Origin of the sequence: Arcobacter caeni (assembly GCF_003063245.1) — a bacterium.
Taxonomy (GTDB): domain Bacteria; phylum Campylobacterota; class Campylobacteria; order Campylobacterales; family Arcobacteraceae; genus Aliarcobacter; species Aliarcobacter caeni.
On record NZ_MUXE01000004.1, the window covers coordinates 1 to 14,961 of the forward strand.

16 protein-coding genes and 1 tRNA gene are annotated in these 14,961 nt (G+C 25.6%); 6 read left to right on the forward strand and 11 right to left on the reverse strand.

Annotated elements, in window-relative coordinates; translation table 11 throughout:
- The first annotated feature begins 375 nt into the window (after positions 1–375).
- Positions 376–451: transfer RNA gene (locus B0174_RS03540), tRNA-Thr, on the forward strand.
- Positions 452–489: 38 nt separating this feature from the next.
- Here B0174_RS03540 and feoB read toward each other — a convergent pair.
- Together feoB and B0174_RS03550 are read right to left on the reverse strand one after the other, a co-directional pair.
- Positions 490–2,625, reverse strand: a complete 2,136-nt coding sequence (feoB, locus tag B0174_RS03545) for a ferrous iron transport protein B (RefSeq protein WP_165790386.1) — start codon at positions 2,623–2,625, stop codon at positions 490–492.
- Complete coding sequence (locus B0174_RS03550; RefSeq protein ID WP_108558280.1) at positions 2,591–2,815, reverse strand: FeoA family protein; 225 nt, start codon at positions 2,813–2,815, stop codon at positions 2,591–2,593. The genes feoB and B0174_RS03550 overlap by 35 nt, the downstream gene beginning before the upstream one ends.
- 142 nt (positions 2,816–2,957) lie before the next feature.
- Between B0174_RS03550 and B0174_RS03555 the strand changes: the two genes are divergently transcribed.
- Positions 2,958–3,407, forward strand: coding sequence for a Fur family transcriptional regulator (locus tag B0174_RS03555; protein WP_108558281.1), 450 nt, complete (start codon positions 2,958–2,960; stop codon positions 3,405–3,407).
- Between the two features lie 32 nt (positions 3,408–3,439).
- On the opposite strand, the gene B0174_RS03560 is transcribed toward B0174_RS03555, so the two are convergent.
- From B0174_RS03560 to B0174_RS03575, 4 genes are all read right to left on the reverse strand, one after another.
- Positions 3,440–3,937 (reverse strand): flavodoxin, encoded by a 498-nt coding sequence (locus B0174_RS03560; RefSeq protein ID WP_108558282.1) that lies wholly within the window; start codon positions 3,935–3,937, stop codon positions 3,440–3,442.
- Between the two features lie 22 nt (positions 3,938–3,959).
- Positions 3,960–4,721, reverse strand: a complete 762-nt coding sequence (locus tag B0174_RS03565) for a hypothetical protein (RefSeq protein WP_108558283.1) — start codon at positions 4,719–4,721, stop codon at positions 3,960–3,962.
- Entirely contained in the window at positions 4,721–5,050 is a 330-nt protein-coding gene (locus tag B0174_RS03570; RefSeq protein ID WP_108558284.1) for a DUF2325 domain-containing protein, read from the reverse strand. Before B0174_RS03570 ends, B0174_RS03565 begins: the two co-directional genes overlap by 1 nt.
- A gap of 243 nt (positions 5,051–5,293) precedes the next feature.
- Positions 5,294–5,791 carry a transglycosylase SLT domain-containing protein gene (locus B0174_RS03575; protein ID WP_108558285.1) on the reverse strand — a complete coding sequence of 166 codons (498 nt, stop codon included), beginning with the start codon at positions 5,789–5,791 and terminating at the stop codon, positions 5,294–5,296.
- A gap of 162 nt (positions 5,792–5,953) precedes the next feature.
- Here B0174_RS03575 and B0174_RS03580 point away from each other — a divergent pair, with 162 nt between their 5' ends.
- A complete protein-coding gene (locus B0174_RS03580; RefSeq protein ID WP_108558286.1) occupies positions 5,954–6,163 on the forward strand; it encodes a hypothetical protein in 210 nt (69 codons plus the stop codon).
- A 29-nt stretch (positions 6,164–6,192) separates the two neighbouring features.
- Here B0174_RS03580 and B0174_RS03585 read toward each other — a convergent pair whose 3' ends face one another.
- From B0174_RS03585 to B0174_RS03595, 3 genes are read right to left on the reverse strand one after another with little or no spacing between them, the layout of a single operon-like run.
- Entirely contained in the window at positions 6,193–6,909 is a 717-nt protein-coding gene (locus B0174_RS03585) for a carbon-nitrogen hydrolase family protein (RefSeq protein WP_108558287.1), read from the reverse strand.
- Positions 6,884–8,302 carry a phosphomannomutase/phosphoglucomutase gene (locus B0174_RS03590; protein ID WP_108558288.1) on the reverse strand — a complete coding sequence of 473 codons (1,419 nt, stop codon included), beginning with the start codon at positions 8,300–8,302 and terminating at the stop codon, positions 6,884–6,886. The genes B0174_RS03585 and B0174_RS03590 overlap by 26 nt, the downstream gene beginning before the upstream one ends.
- On the reverse strand, positions 8,292–8,825 hold the full coding sequence (locus tag B0174_RS03595) for a methylated-DNA--[protein]-cysteine S-methyltransferase (protein ID WP_108558289.1): 534 nt from the start codon (positions 8,823–8,825) through the stop codon (positions 8,292–8,294). The genes B0174_RS03590 and B0174_RS03595 overlap by 11 nt, the downstream gene beginning before the upstream one ends.
- Before the next feature lie 41 nt (positions 8,826–8,866).
- Between B0174_RS03595 and B0174_RS03600 the strand changes: the two genes are divergently transcribed.
- Together B0174_RS03600 and B0174_RS03605 are read left to right on the forward strand one after the other, a co-directional pair.
- The gene (locus B0174_RS03600; protein ID WP_108558290.1) at positions 8,867–9,547 is read left to right on the forward strand and encodes a response regulator transcription factor; all 681 of its coding nucleotides are present in this window, start codon (positions 8,867–8,869) and stop codon (positions 9,545–9,547) included.
- Positions 9,540–10,856, forward strand: coding sequence for a sensor histidine kinase (locus tag B0174_RS03605; protein ID WP_108558291.1), 1,317 nt, complete (start codon positions 9,540–9,542; stop codon positions 10,854–10,856). The genes B0174_RS03600 and B0174_RS03605 overlap by 8 nt, the downstream gene beginning before the upstream one ends.
- Here the strand turns inward: B0174_RS03605 and ccoG are convergent.
- Complete coding sequence (ccoG, locus tag B0174_RS03610; protein ID WP_108558292.1) at positions 10,853–12,178, reverse strand: cytochrome c oxidase accessory protein CcoG; 1,326 nt, start codon at positions 12,176–12,178, stop codon at positions 10,853–10,855. The two genes, B0174_RS03605 and ccoG, sit on opposite strands and share 4 nt — an antisense overlap.
- Positions 12,179–12,296: 118 nt before the next feature.
- Between ccoG and B0174_RS03615 the strand changes: the two genes are divergently transcribed.
- Positions 12,297–12,950 (forward strand): hypothetical protein, encoded by a 654-nt coding sequence (locus tag B0174_RS03615; RefSeq protein WP_108558293.1) that lies wholly within the window; start codon positions 12,297–12,299, stop codon positions 12,948–12,950.
- Between the two features lie 50 nt (positions 12,951–13,000).
- On the opposite strand, the gene B0174_RS03620 is transcribed toward B0174_RS03615, so the two are convergent.
- Positions 13,001–14,935, reverse strand: a complete 1,935-nt coding sequence (locus B0174_RS03620; RefSeq protein ID WP_108558294.1) for a glycoside hydrolase family 17 protein — start codon at positions 14,933–14,935, stop codon at positions 13,001–13,003.
- Positions 14,936–14,961: the final 26 nt, after the last annotated feature.

Sequence of the window (14,961 nt, forward strand, 5' to 3'; positions counted from 1 at the left end):
TTCATCGCCGATAATACTGCCGGGTCCCCTGGTGGAAACGTAGGCCGCTGCCAGCTCTTGAGTTTTTTTACAAAGCTTTTTCTTATTTGAACTTATTATTAGTTCTTTTAGGAAGAAGCTTTTTTTTTAGCCCGCTTTTATACTACTTTACTTTGCTTTGCTTCTTTGCCTTGCTTTATTAACCCTCTTTGCTTTTTATTCTTTTATTACTCTTCTTTACTTTATTAACACTCTTTGCTTTTTATCTGTATTCTTCTTTTTGTTTTTTATTTCCATTTTACTCTTCTTTATTTCTTATTCTTTTATGCTCTCTAATATCATCCTTCAATCACTTTATCACTTATTATGCTCCTCTTCGCTACAATCCATCCTCAAGCTTGCATAGCTCCAATGGTAGAGCAATTCCATGGTAAGGAAGAGGTTATCGGTTCAACTCCGATTGTGAGCACCACTAACCACCTCCCACTATTTATAATATATCTCTTTTCATTATGTAACTATAATTTTTGAGATATTATAAGCTGTGAACGATAATAACCAAGCACTTATTGTTGTAAAAATAAATAAATAAGCTAAGTATTTCCAGTTTCCAGATTCTCTTACAAAAACCATTGATGCTGCTAAACAAGGCAGATAAATCATAACAAAAACTATAAAAGATATTGCAGATTCAATTGTGATATTACTTTTTATTTTTTCCATTAAACTAGATGATGATTCATCATTTTCACTTCCTAATCCATACAAAATAGATAGTGTTGAGATTACTATTTCTTTTGCAGCTAAACCTGTTTCTAGGGCTATTGTCATTTTCCAATCAAATCCTAAAGGTTGGAATAATGGTTCTGAATATTTACCAATATATCCTAAATATGAATGTTCAAGATTATATTGAGACAGTTCATTTTTAAGATTAATTTTTTCATCAGAGTTTATTGCTAATTCTATTTTTTCATTATATGAATGATCTATATCTAAATGTTTTGGATAATTACTTGCAAACCAAATTAATAGTGAAGCTGCTAATATATATGTTCCTGCTTTTTTTAGATACATTTTTGCTTGATTTGAAACTGTATGATAAATTAGTCTAAATGAAGGTAATCTATATTTTGGCATTTCCATAACAAAAGGTTCATCTTCACTTTTAAATACAATAATTTTTAAAACTTTAGCAGCTATTAAACCAAAAATTGCTCCTGATATATATATTAAAAATAAAATATTTCCTGCATTACTTTCAGAAAAAAAGGCTCCAACAAAAAGTACATATATTGGTAATCTTGCACCACAAGACATGAAACCAATAATAAATAGAGTTAAAAGTCTATCTCTTTCATTTTTCAGAGTTCTTGCTGCCATATATGCAGGAACAGAACATCCAAAACCAGTAACTAAAGGAATAAATGATTTTCCATGTAAACCAAATTTATGAAAAAAACCATCCAATAAAAAAGCAACTCGACTCATATAACCAGTTGTTTCAAGAAGTGCTATTCCAAAAAAGAGTATTACAATATTTGGTAAAAATAAAACTACTGAGCCAACTCCTGAAATTGCTCCATCTGCGATTATTGATGAAAATTCATTATCTCCTAAAAACTCTTTAGTATGATCTATTATTGCAGCAAAAAATGAATCAATTATTTCCATTGGTATATTTCCAATAGTAAAAGTTAATTGAAATAAACCCCACATAAAAAATAAAAAGATTGGTAATCCAAAAAATTTATGAATTAATATAGAATCAAATCTTTCTGTTAAAGTAGTTGCATTGATGTTTTTTTGTTTAACAGTTTCTATTGCTGCACCTTTTGCAAAGGCAAATCTTTCTTCATTAAATATATCTTTGATATTTTTTGAATTAAAATGAATAAATAAATGTTCAAATGCTTCAGTTAAGATAGGTTGGATTTTTATCCAAATTGGCTCATCATGAAACTGTTTATATATATTTTTGTTTTCCTTTAAAAGACCTAATGAAATTTGTCTATAAGTTTCATTTGTCTCATATTTATTTTCTTCTAAAATTTTAGAAATATTTTCAATTTCTTCTTCTATTACAGCTGAAAAGAAAAATTTACTTGGAACTTTTTGACTTTGAAATTTTAAAAGTATTTCATCTAATAATTTTGTTATTCCACTTTTTTTTGCAGCACTTGTTTTTATACAAGGTTTACCAAGAATTTTACTTAATTGTATTTCATCTATTAAAATAGATTCTTTTTCTGCTTCATCGCTCATATTTAAAGCAATAATCATTTTTTTATCTAAAGTTAAAAGCTCTGCTGTTAAAAGAAGATTTCTTTGTAAATTTGTTGAATCTAGAACATTTAATATAATGTCATATTTTTCATTATTCAAAAAATCTTTTGTAACTTTTTCTTCAATAGTATAATCATTTAAAGAATAAGCACCAGGAAGATCAACAATTTCAATATGAAAGTTTTTATAATCAAAAAATACTTGTTCTTTTGAAACAGTTACTCCTGAAAAATTTCCAACTTTTAATCTTGCATTTGAAATTGAATTAATAAGCATCGACTTACCAACATTTGGTTGACCTACTAAAGCTATTTTAATAGTATTTTTAATCACGAGTAACCTCAATTTTTGCAGCTTCATTCAATCTTAATGCTATTTTAGATTGATTTACTTTTATTTCTATTGTACTTTTAGTTAGTGTAAACTCCACAATTGTTACTTTTATTCCTTTACTAATTCCAAAAGAGTAAAGTCTATCCTTTAGAATTTCATCACAATTTATTGCTGTGATTGTTGCACTTTCATTAATTTTTAGTTGATTTAATGTCATAAATGAGCCTTGATAAGAGTAATAACCGTTATTATAATCTAATTAACCTTTCTTCCTTTTGATACTTATCAAGAAAGTATATTTGTAATTTTTGTTAACTTTGGATATACTAGTTTTTATTAAATTTTAAGGGTGTATTTTAATGTTAAGTGAAAATGATAACGAAAAAATTATTGAAGAATTAAAAAAAATTGTTAAACAAAAAGGATTAAAATATACTGAACAAAGGGAAATAGTTCTTAGTATTTTATTACATGCACAAGAGCATTTAACTGCAGAAGAAGTATATAATGAAATTAAAAAGAGATATTCTGATTCAAATATTGGGATAGCTACTGTTTATAGAGCACTTAGTTTCTTAGAAGAAGTAGATTTGATTACTTCTATAACTTTTGGAACAGATGGTAAAAAATATGAAAGTAATGCAAAATCTCATCATGATCATTTAATTTGTACAAATTGTGGAAAAATTATTGAATTTATGGATGAAGAAATTGAAAAAAGACAAGATAAAATTGCTAAAAAAAATAAATTTAAAATAGTTAGTCACTCAATGCAACTATATGGAACTTGCGAAACTTGTCAAGGGTAAATTAAGATTAAATCTTAATTTATCCTTTTATATTATAAAATCTCTTCTTTTATATCTTTAACCCAATCTTCAATTCTTTTATCTGTTAAGTCACTTTGATTATCTTCATCAATAACTAATCCAACAAATTTATTGTCAATTTGAGCTTTTGATGCATCATGATAATAACCTTCTGTTGAAGTAAATCCTATAACTTTAGCTTTTAAAGAAACTACTTGTTTATATATTGCGCCCAAAGCACTGCAAAATTCATCACTATAACTTTCTTGATCACCTAATCCAAAAAGAGCAACAGTTTTATTTGATAAATCTAATTTGCAAAAATCTGCCCAAGCATCTTCCCAATCATCATTTAGTTCTCCATCGCCCCATGTTGAACCACCTAAAATAACTTTATCATAGTCATTGATTTTATCAGCTTTTGTATTTGCTAAATTAAATACTTCAATTTCTCCTAATGATGATGAAATTTTACTTGCTACTTCATCTGAATTTCCTGTGCTACTTGCATAAAATATTGCTGTTGACATTTTATTATTCTCCTAATTGTTTTTATTTTTTTATAATAGAACGAAAAGAGTAAGGAATTGCTTTAATTTGATACTCTTTATTTTTTAATTCATCTACAAAAACAGGAATTTGTTTAGTAAACTCACTATTTTTGGGATAAGCTAGATATATTTGAAAATATTCACCTTTTTTTATAGATTTGATTGCATCTTCTAATTCATCTTTGATATTAGGTTTTTTAACTTCAATATCTTTCCATGAAGTATATATTTTTAATCCTACGAAATCTTCGGATTTTATACAAATGGAATCGCCTAAATCTATAACAGTTTTATCTCTATGAAGTTTTTTTATTTTTTTTAAAACAAATTCATGAAACAGTAAATGCTTATCAATAAGTAGTTGCATTTTATTATTTACAAAACAGTGTGATATAAGTTTTGCAACTGGAAGTAAATTTTTATTTGAAATAAATATAAGATTTTTTTTATTTGGATTTAAATAATTATTAATAATTTTTGTTGAATTTACACACAATTTAAAATTATTTATATTTTGTTTTTTAGTTGTTTTAATAAAACTAAAAGGCATTAAATTTAATATTTTATTAGAAAAAGCGCCTTTTAAAGAGTGTTTAGCAAATTTAACTTGTTCATATTTTGTAAAATTACAAGTACATTTAAGAATATTATTACTTAAACTTAAAAATAATTGTCGTAATCTAATGATAGAATTAAATTCATCAAAATCTTTTGGTAAATACTCTTTTGTTTCATCAAAACCTATAAAGTTATTACTTAACACTATAACTCTCCAGTACAATTTGCATAACAGCTACTACAATCTTTTATTCCCATTATTTTTACATATTCTTCATATACACAAGATATTGATCTTTTAGTACAAATAAATGGGATATTTTTCTTTTTTGCTTCACTTTTATATTTAAGCATAGTATTATGATTTAAAAATGATGTAATCATTACAATACAATCAGTATCTTGTGGAACTTTTTTCTTTGGAGCAGAAGATTTTTTTCTTGCATCCCAATGATTTATAGTTTTTGCGCCCAAACTTTCTAACATAGAAGATATTTGTGATATTTGATCTCCACCAATTATTAATATACTCATTTTAAACCTTTTTTTTTAACAAGTACAACCGGTTGGTTTTACTAAGTCATTTTTATTTTTTATTTCAAAATAATTAATCATTTCAAATCCTTTATATTGATAATCATTATTGAAATACTACATTAACAAATCTTAATTTAATATTAAGAATGATTATCAAATTAGTTTTTGTGATTTTATAGAGTAGGGAAAGAATAAAAATAAGAGGGAAAACGGAATAACTAGGAAAATCCTAGTTAATTATCATACATCAACTTTTTTAAGTTCTCGTATAATTGTAGCTATATCTTTTGAATATTGTTTTGCAGCATCGCTATTGTATCTCCAACCGCCATTGTAACTACTCCAAACTTTTGACCAATTATTATTGTGGACTTTTTGCCAATAACTTAGTTCATCTATAGCATTTTTTGTTGCAAATTGAAAATCTGAAATAAGTTTCATAGCTAAAACATTTCTGTTCCATGAAGTATCAGGTGCATTTTCTCTACTAATAACAGTTTTTATATTGGCTTGATATAAACCATAATCTTTTGTATCTACATTTACTAGGTATTTACCCAATCCAGATTCTTTAATTGCAATTGCCATTAAAGAGTAACTTAAACCGTTTTCTTTACCATGTGCTTTTATCTCTTTTAGCGTTTTAATCTCTTGTGGTGTTAGGTTGTTAATGTCAAAATCTGATGCAAAAACATTAGATATTAATAATAGAGTAATTAAAATAACTTTTAATCTCATTGTCTTCTCCTTTGTTTTTTCTTAAATAAAGCTGCGAATTATACTTTAAAAGAGTCTATTTGTCAAATATTACTATGATTTGCTTGTTTTACGGAGTTGCTTAATATATTATTTAGCTTTCAATCATTATAATTCCAAAAAAATTCAACATGAAAAAAGACATTGGAAAAGAAAGAATTTAAAAAAATAATTAAAGAAATTGGTTTTCCTTCTCAAGGAAAATTTGCAGAAGAAATAGGTGTAAAAGCAACTACTTTTACAACATATAAAGTGATTCCAACACATATAAAAAGAATTACAAAATTAGCATTATTGGCTAAACAAAATGGAGTGAGTTTGGAAGAAATAAGAAATTCACTAAAAGTAGATTAGAGAAATTATCTCTAATCAAAAAAATTAATTTATATTAAACCAATATTTATATACTTTCTGACTTTTTTCATCTCTTCTAAATCAAAAAAATCTTCAATAATTTCTTTTGAATCATCTTTTTTTACAATTCCAAATGGATTTATAATTGCACTTCCTTTTCCCATATTATCATCGGCACTATTACATGCTATTACAAAACATTGATTCACTAAGGCAAGAGCTTTTGAAATAGTTTCATAATGGTCTTTTCTTTTTAATCCCCACATTGCAGGATTTAAAATAATATCAGCACCTTTTACTTTTTCCCAAAGTTGAGGAAATCTTAGTTCAAAACAGATTAATGTGGCTATTTTTAGACCATTTATTTCTATTATTTTTATATCTTCAACATTTCCTGCACTAAAATGTTCAAGTTCATTTCCTAAAGGAAATAGTTTTACTTTTGATTGAGTGTGAATAATTTGTTGATTATGAAACATATATAAAGTATTAAAAAACTTTTCTTTTTGTTTTGTAATTAAAGTTGTAACAATAATCTTATTGATACTTAGCTCTTTTAGCTCTTCTATGGCTTTTAAACTAAAAGTTGCAGCCTCATTCATTTTGTCATAAGCAAATCCGCTGATGGCTAACTCAGGTGTTAATATAAGAGAATCTTCTTCACATGAATTTATCAAATCTTTTAAGTGTGTTAGATTTTCTTGAAAATTTGTCGTAGTTTTAATTTGTAATGCTATTAATTTCACTTATTACCTCATTTAAAATATTTTCAACTGCATTTTTATAAGTCATTGCTGTTGCGTATGTTGTGGCTTCGTATTTTGTCATAATTAAAGCATTTGTATTTGAAGCGCGAATCAACGCCCAACCATATTCAAAATTTATTCTAAGTCCATCTATTTTTAAAATATCTTTAATAATAGGAAAACCTCTTTGAACCAAAGATAGTTTTTCTTCTATTTTTTTTATGATTAAAAACTTTTGATTTTCTTTTACTTCTATTTCTATATTTTCACTTGTATAAACTTTTGGAAGTTTGTCTATTTCTTCATCTAAATTAATACCTTTGTATAAAAGCTCAAGAACTCTAAATGTGGCATAAATGGCATCATCAAAACCATAATATCTATCATTAAAAAAGATATGCCCTGAAACTTCTGCTGCTAAATCAGCATTTAACTCTTTTAATTTTAATCTTAAATTTGAATATCCAGTTTTATCCATAATTGTTTTTGTTTTATGATTTAGTTCATCAAAAACATTTTGCGAATAACTTACTTCCCCAATAATTACTGGATTTTTCATAGTTTTTGAAAAAAGTAATGCTAACATATCGCCTTTTATATTATATTTCTGTGTTAAAACAGCAATTCTATCCGCATCTCCATCATAAGCAAAACCTAAATTACAATCATCTTTTAATAAAGTTTTTAAATCTTTAAGATTTTCTTCATTTGTGGGATCTGGATGATGATTTGGAAATTCTCCGTCGGGAACTAAATGTAAACCTAAATAATTTAGATTTAATTTATCTAAGATTTCACATAAAACAGTATTTGCAACACCATTTCCACAATCAATTGCAAAAGGAACTTTAAAATCTTTTAGATGTGAAAATTGATTTAACATATAATCTACATATAATTTTTTTGCATCTATTTTTATAAAATCAAAATTATTAGGAATTTCTATATTTTGATTTTTCAAAATTTTGTAATATAAAGCTAAAAGTTCATCTCCAAAAAATGGTTCGTTATTTATAGTGATTTTAAAACCATTATATTTTTTTGCATTATGACTTCCTGTTATCATAATTGAAGCAGTTGGTTTTATAGTCTGATTATTTATTTGATACTCTTGATATGAAGCAAAATAGTTTACGCCAGTTGCTACAAGTCCAATATTTAGAACTTTACAACCAGATTGATTTAAACCAGAAATCAAAGCTTCAAATAACATATTTGAGTGAGTTCGTACATCATAACCCACAATTATATAAGGAGGATTTTGCGTATTTTGATTTTTTTCTTTTATTGTTAAACCTAAAAAATATCCAATTAACTTGGAATTTGAAGAGTTTAAATCCTCGTTTATAATACCTCTAATATCGTATTGTCTAAAAATAGTTTTACTTATCATTATTTTCTAACTTTAATAAAAATTCTTTTTTCTCAACGCCACCTGTATAACCGCTTAGTTTTCCTGAACTTGCAATTACTCTATGACAGGGAACAATTATAGCCATCATATTTTGTCCATTTGCGTTTGCAACGGCTCTAAATGCTTTTTCATTTCCTGTTTTTGTTGCTTGTTCTTTGTAACTAATTGTTTTTCCATAGGGAATATTTAGTAACTCTTTCCATGCTTTTATTTGAAAAGGAGTTCCAACTAATTGTAATGGAATTTCAAAAGTTGTTCTTTTTTTATTGAAATATTCATTTAGTTGGGTTTTTAAAACATCAAAAATCTCACTATTTCCAGGAATAACATCAGCATTTAATGTTTTTTTTAATTTATCAATATGTGCTTCAATATCATAAGGTGTAAAAAAATAAAGTAAAACTAAACCTTTTTTTGAAGCGGCCGCAAACATTTCACCAATAGGAGTTGAAAATGTTGTTGTAGTTATTATCTCTTTTGTTTGTGTTTTATATTCTCTCATGGCGGAATTTTATCATAATCATATATAAGATATAATCCAGAATGATAAAAAATAAGTATAAAAATATAAAAATATTATATGTTGAAGATGACGAAATAGCTAGAGAAAATGGTATTGAGTATCTTGAAAACTTTTTTGAACTAATTTATGAAGCAAATGATGCAATAAAAGCATTACAATTATATGAAAAATACAAACCAGATATTATAATCACAGATATTCAAATGCCAAAATTAAATGGTTTAGAATTTATAAAAAGAATTAGACAAAAAGATAAAAAAACTCAAATTATCATAATCACAGCTTTTTGTGATAAAGATTATTTATTAAAAGCAATTGAGCTTGGACTTGTAAAATATTTAATAAAACCTGTAAAGGAAAAAGAATTTGAAGAGGCTTTATTTTTATGTGTGAACTCTTTGCAAGAAGATATTTCAAATATTGTAAAACTAGAAAATAATTCATATTTTGATATTTTTAATAAAAACTTAGTGATAAATGATGAAATAATAAAATTAAGAACAAAAGAGATTTTATTTTTAGAATTACTGATTAAAAACAAAAACAGATATGTAAGTTATGAAGAGATTGAAAACTATGTTTGGGATGAATCTGTTATGACAAAAGATGCTTTAAAAACATTGGTTAAAAATATAAAAACTAAACTCCCAAAAGATTTGATTTTAAATCTTACAAATAGTGGTTATAAAATAGATGTTTGATATAAATTTGATTTTGTTTTATGGAATTACTTTTGGAATATTGATTATGACAATCGCATATACATTTGTAAGATACATATATTCAAAAGAAATATTTTATATAAGTTACTGTTTTATGCAGATTTTTTCTTTGATTTATATAGTAACTTACAGCAAACTTTTTCAAATAAATCCTTTTATTCAAGAGTTATCTTTAGTGATTGCAAGTTTGAGTGCTGTTTTGTTTGCTATAACTTATTATGAGGGTAAATTTTTACCAAAAATCACAAACTATAAAGAGTTGATAATTAGTACTTTATTGTTAAATGTGGTTATTTTAACAGCTTTTTATCATTATATGTTATTTGAATATTTGCCATATACAATTATTTACGGAATTTTATTTATTTCGATTATTTTTAATTTAAAAGAGGGATTTAAACCAACACTTATTTATGTTATTGGTTGGTCTATTTTTTGTATTTTACTTTTTGTATTTAATTTTAAGAATTTTTATAATCAAAATGGATATTTTGATTTAGTTTTATTGGTATTTGCTATGGAAGCCATGCTTTTTACAATTTCTATTGCGTATAAATATAATGATTTAAAAAATAAAAACCAGAATTTTGAGAAAATGGTTTTACAACAATCGAAGTTTGTAAAATCAGGGGAAATGATAGCAAATATAACTCACCAATTTAGGCAACCTTTGAACAATATTTCATATATTTTAATGAATCTAAAAAAGAAGTTTGAAAATAAAAATTTAGATGAAATATATTTTGATAAAAAAATAGAACAAGCAAACTCTCAAGTTATTTTTTTATCAAAAACAATAGATGATTTTAAAGAGTTTTATACAAAATCAAAGGAAAAAGAGATTTTTATGGTTAAAGATGCAATTTCAAATGCTTCAACTATTTTAAGTGCAGATTTGAAAAACCATAATATAGATTTGGAAATAGGGTTTGAAACTTTTGAAGATATTAAAATATTTGGTGTAAAAAGTGAACTTTCTCAAGTGTTAATTGCGATTATTTCAAACTCTATTGATGTTTTAAAAAATATAAAAAATCCAAAAATTCAAATTGAAGTCTCTTCTTCTAGTGCTGAGGTAATTATAAAACTAGCTGATAATGGCGGTGGAATAAAAGTAAAAAATCTAAAAAAGATTTTTGAACCATATTTTTCTACAAAAGAAGAGGGAACGGGAATTGGGCTTTATTTATCTAAGATGATTATTGAAGAGAGTTTTGCTGGGAAAATTTTAGTTGAAAATAAAAAAGAGGGCGTTTTATTTTCCCTCTTTATTGAAAAAGCTCTTTAGTTTTTTGGATAGAAAAAGGCAATTTGTCTTTTTACTTTTATTTTTTCATTTTCTTTTGTAAAAATTTCTATTGAGATTTTTGATGGTTTTTCTTTTAACTTTTTAAAATCTTCTGTTGTTTCTAAAATTAGAATTTTTTTAGTTTTTTCTCCAGCTTTTAAATCAAAACTTTCAAATCTTTTTATTTTGAAATCTTTATTATCAACTAATTCAATATCAAAAGTATAGTTTTTATCTTGAGTATTGTGAATAGTTAAAATATAGTTATTTGAAACAGCACCATTTTCTTTTAAACTATAAAGTTCAGTTGTTTTGTTTACATTTACTAGAAAATTTTCTTTTTCTAGGGAAAAATAAAAAGCTAAAAATATACATAAAAATAAAGATGCAAAATATGTTATGTTTTTTTTAGTAAAAATAGATACGAGTTTTTTATTAATAACTTTGTTTGTACTTCCCCAATTTATCAATGATTCTTTATTTAATTTTCCCATAACAATTGAACACGCATCACTACATTCTAGACAATTTATACATTCAACTTGTAAACCTTTTCTAATATCTATGTGTGTTGGACAAATTTTCACACAAGCTTCACAGGTTGTACACTCTTCATTTTTACTCCACTGTTTTACTTTAAAGATCGACTTAACACTATTTTCATAAACTTTCCCACCACGATTAAAATCATAAGATACTTGTTTTGTATCATCATCATATAAAACAGATTGGATTCTTGAATATGGGCAAATATAAACACAGAAATTTTCTTTCATAAAAACTATGTCATAAACCAGAAATAGGGCAAGAGATAATATAAATATAATCATAAAACTATGCTCTAAAGGATTTTGAATATAAACAAAAAAATCTTCAGGTGGAATAAAATAAAGCATAAAATTTGTTGAGATAATTAAAGTGATAATAAACCATAAAATAACGGCGATATATTTTCTAATTTGATTAGATTTTTTATTGTAGTCAATATCTTTTTGTTTATTTTTGATTCTTCTTAAATCAAGAATTGTGCTTTCGATTAAATCTCTATAAATAACCCTAAATATAGTTTGAGGGCAACTCCAACCACACCAGATTCTTCCAAACATTGAAGTTAGGGCAAAAATTCCTATGAATAAAAACATAAGTAAAAATGGCATAACATAAAGTTCACTAACACTATATACACTACCCAAAAAATGGAACTGCAATTTATCGAAAGACAATAACAATAAGTGATTGTTGTTTATTGTTATAAATGGAATTAACATTATAAATAGTGTTAATGAAAAGTAGACAAAATATCTTTTTTTAGAATAAGACATATAAAACTCCTTTTGTTTTTTTTATAATATGCGAAAAAGGTGTTCATTTGGTGTTTTTATTTTGAGAAATTAATTAGATAAGATGTATAATTCGCTTAATTTAACGAAGGATTAGAAAGTGGGAAAATCAAAATATATCTTTGGATTTTTATTGTTTGGAATGGCTAGTTTATTTGCTCAATCAAATAGATATGATGTAAAATCAGCTATTGTTGAGTATGCAATTGCAGGTTCTGGTGAAGTGATGGGAAATAAAGCTTCATTAAGTGGAAGTAGTAAGTTATACTTTAAGAATTTTGGAGAAGTTGAATTATCTGAAGAAAAAATAGTTCAAGCTGCAAATGGTGAAGAGGAAGAAGAACATAGTATTACAAAAATAGTTGGAAATAAAAAATATAATGTTGATTTTAATGAAAAAATTATTTATCAACAAGAAATGGTAATAGAAGAAGAAAATCCATTATTAAATCTAAAAGATAGTGATACATTGATTTCAATGGGAGCTAAAAAAGTTGGAGCAGAGTCTATTCTTGGATATAAATGTGATATTTGGCAATTAGGTGAAGATAAAATCTGGATTTATAATACTGTTCCATTAAAATTTATTAGCAAATCTTTGGGGCTTGTTCAAATACAAGAGGCTAAACTAGCTGTATTTAATGTTGATATTAAAGATGATAAATTTAAATTGCCATCTTATCCAGTAAAAGTAGTTGATGATGTATTAAATATTGGTCCTGAGGGTGAAATTTCTCACGAGCAAGATAACTAAGAGAAAGTATGAAAAGTAAATTTTAACTTTTCATACTAAATTTATAAAACCTAAGAGTTTAAAGCTTTTAGGTTTTCTTCTTTACATAAAACAATTATAGTTAGAATAAATGCAATAGACCCTACATAAGTATTAAACATCATAATAGAGAAAACTGAAGCAAATAGTGAAACTAATAAAAACTTTTTGTTGTTTATAAATAATGAAAGAATAGCAATACAAATAGCAATAATTCCAAATACTCCAATATATCCCCAATATCCAATTGCATTTTTAACTCCACAAAGTAATGTGGCATCATTTAAATGACATTGAGCAATAATATCTTTATCAGCAATAAATCCATATCTTAGTGAAACTGAGAAAATAAAGAAGATTGCAATATATTTAATAATATTTTTTAATTCACTAAATGAACTGTTTTTACTTCCTTGATATAAAATAAAAGTAAAAATTAAAGCAATAATAATCCAAATATTAGAGAAAATATTTAAAGACCCTTCATGGTAAAATGAAATAATTGCAGTTAGTAAAAGAACCAAAAATGATAATTTCTCAAAAGCTTTAAATTCCATATTTGCAAATCTTCCACCATAAAGTAAAACAAAAGAAATAGCTGAAATAGCAAAAATATACACTTCAAAGTTTCTATATCTTCCTTCAAATGCTAGAATTATTGTTGAAATTAATATAAAAATAAATGAAGAATAAAATAATACCATTGGCAAAGTATCAGTATTAAATAATTTGTTTGTTAATATTTCTCTAATACTTACAATTTTAGGTTTAGATTCTTTTGCAATATTTAAAAGTACAAAATAATAAATAGCAAGGTTTGTTAATAAAACCAATGTTGCCCAAACAACTTCTCCACTTGATCGTACTGTTACATTAAATTGTTCCATTTGTAGCATATATAAAACCGCAAAAATCGTATTTATAGAACTAAATAAAACTAATTTTTTTGTAGAAATATTTGAATTTTTTAATAAAAATGAAAAAACAAAAATAAGCAAAAGAGAACCAAAACCTAAATATTTATAGTTTGGAAAATCAGAAACATCTCCTGCAAAAACATTTTTATCTGCTCTATCTTTATCAAATAATCCCCAAAAACCTCCAACAGCACCTTCACTTACTCTTTTCCAAGGTTGATCAAAAGCCTCAATAATATTGTAGTTCCAATTTTTTTCTTGAGCTAATTTTACAAATTCTCTTACAAAAATAGCTTGATTAGTTTTGCTAGGAAGTGCATCTTCTCTCATTCTTCCCTCAGATGGCCAACCTGTTTCTCCAATTAAAATATTTGAAGTTTTTAAAATACCTTCAACTTCTTGTCTTACATTAGCAAGATGTTTAATTGCTGCTGTGATTTCCATAGGATCATCTTCCCAGTAAGGTAAAATATGAATAGTAACAAAATCTGTAACTTCTTTAATTTTTGGATATTTAAGCCAATACTCCCAAACATCAGCATAAGTAACTTGAGTATCTGGAAGTGCAGCTTTTACTTCTTTTAAATATTCATAAAGTTTTATATCAGATAAATCACCTCTTAATAAAGCTTCATTTCCAACAATAACAGCTTTTACAATATCTTTATTTTCAGTAGCAAGTTTGATTAAAGTATCAATTTCTAATCGAGTAGGTTTTTCATCACCATTTACCCATGCTCCCATAAGCATTTTTAGATTATTTTCCCTTGCTATTTTAGGAATCATTTCTAAACCTACAGTTGAATATGTTCTAATACAATCTGTATACTTTGCAAGTAATTGTAAATCTTTTCTTACTAAGTCTTCAGAAATTACTAAACCTTTATCCATCATAAATGGTGAATCATCTTTTCCAAAAGGAGCATAAGATACACACTGAAGTTTTGAAAAAGAGCTTGAATTATCTTTTAAAACAAATCCTGCTCCTAAAATGTACCAAAAAAGTACAACTGCTACTAGACTGGCTAGTGTTAATGTTATTTTCTTCATGTTTTTGTTTGTTTCCTAATATTAAG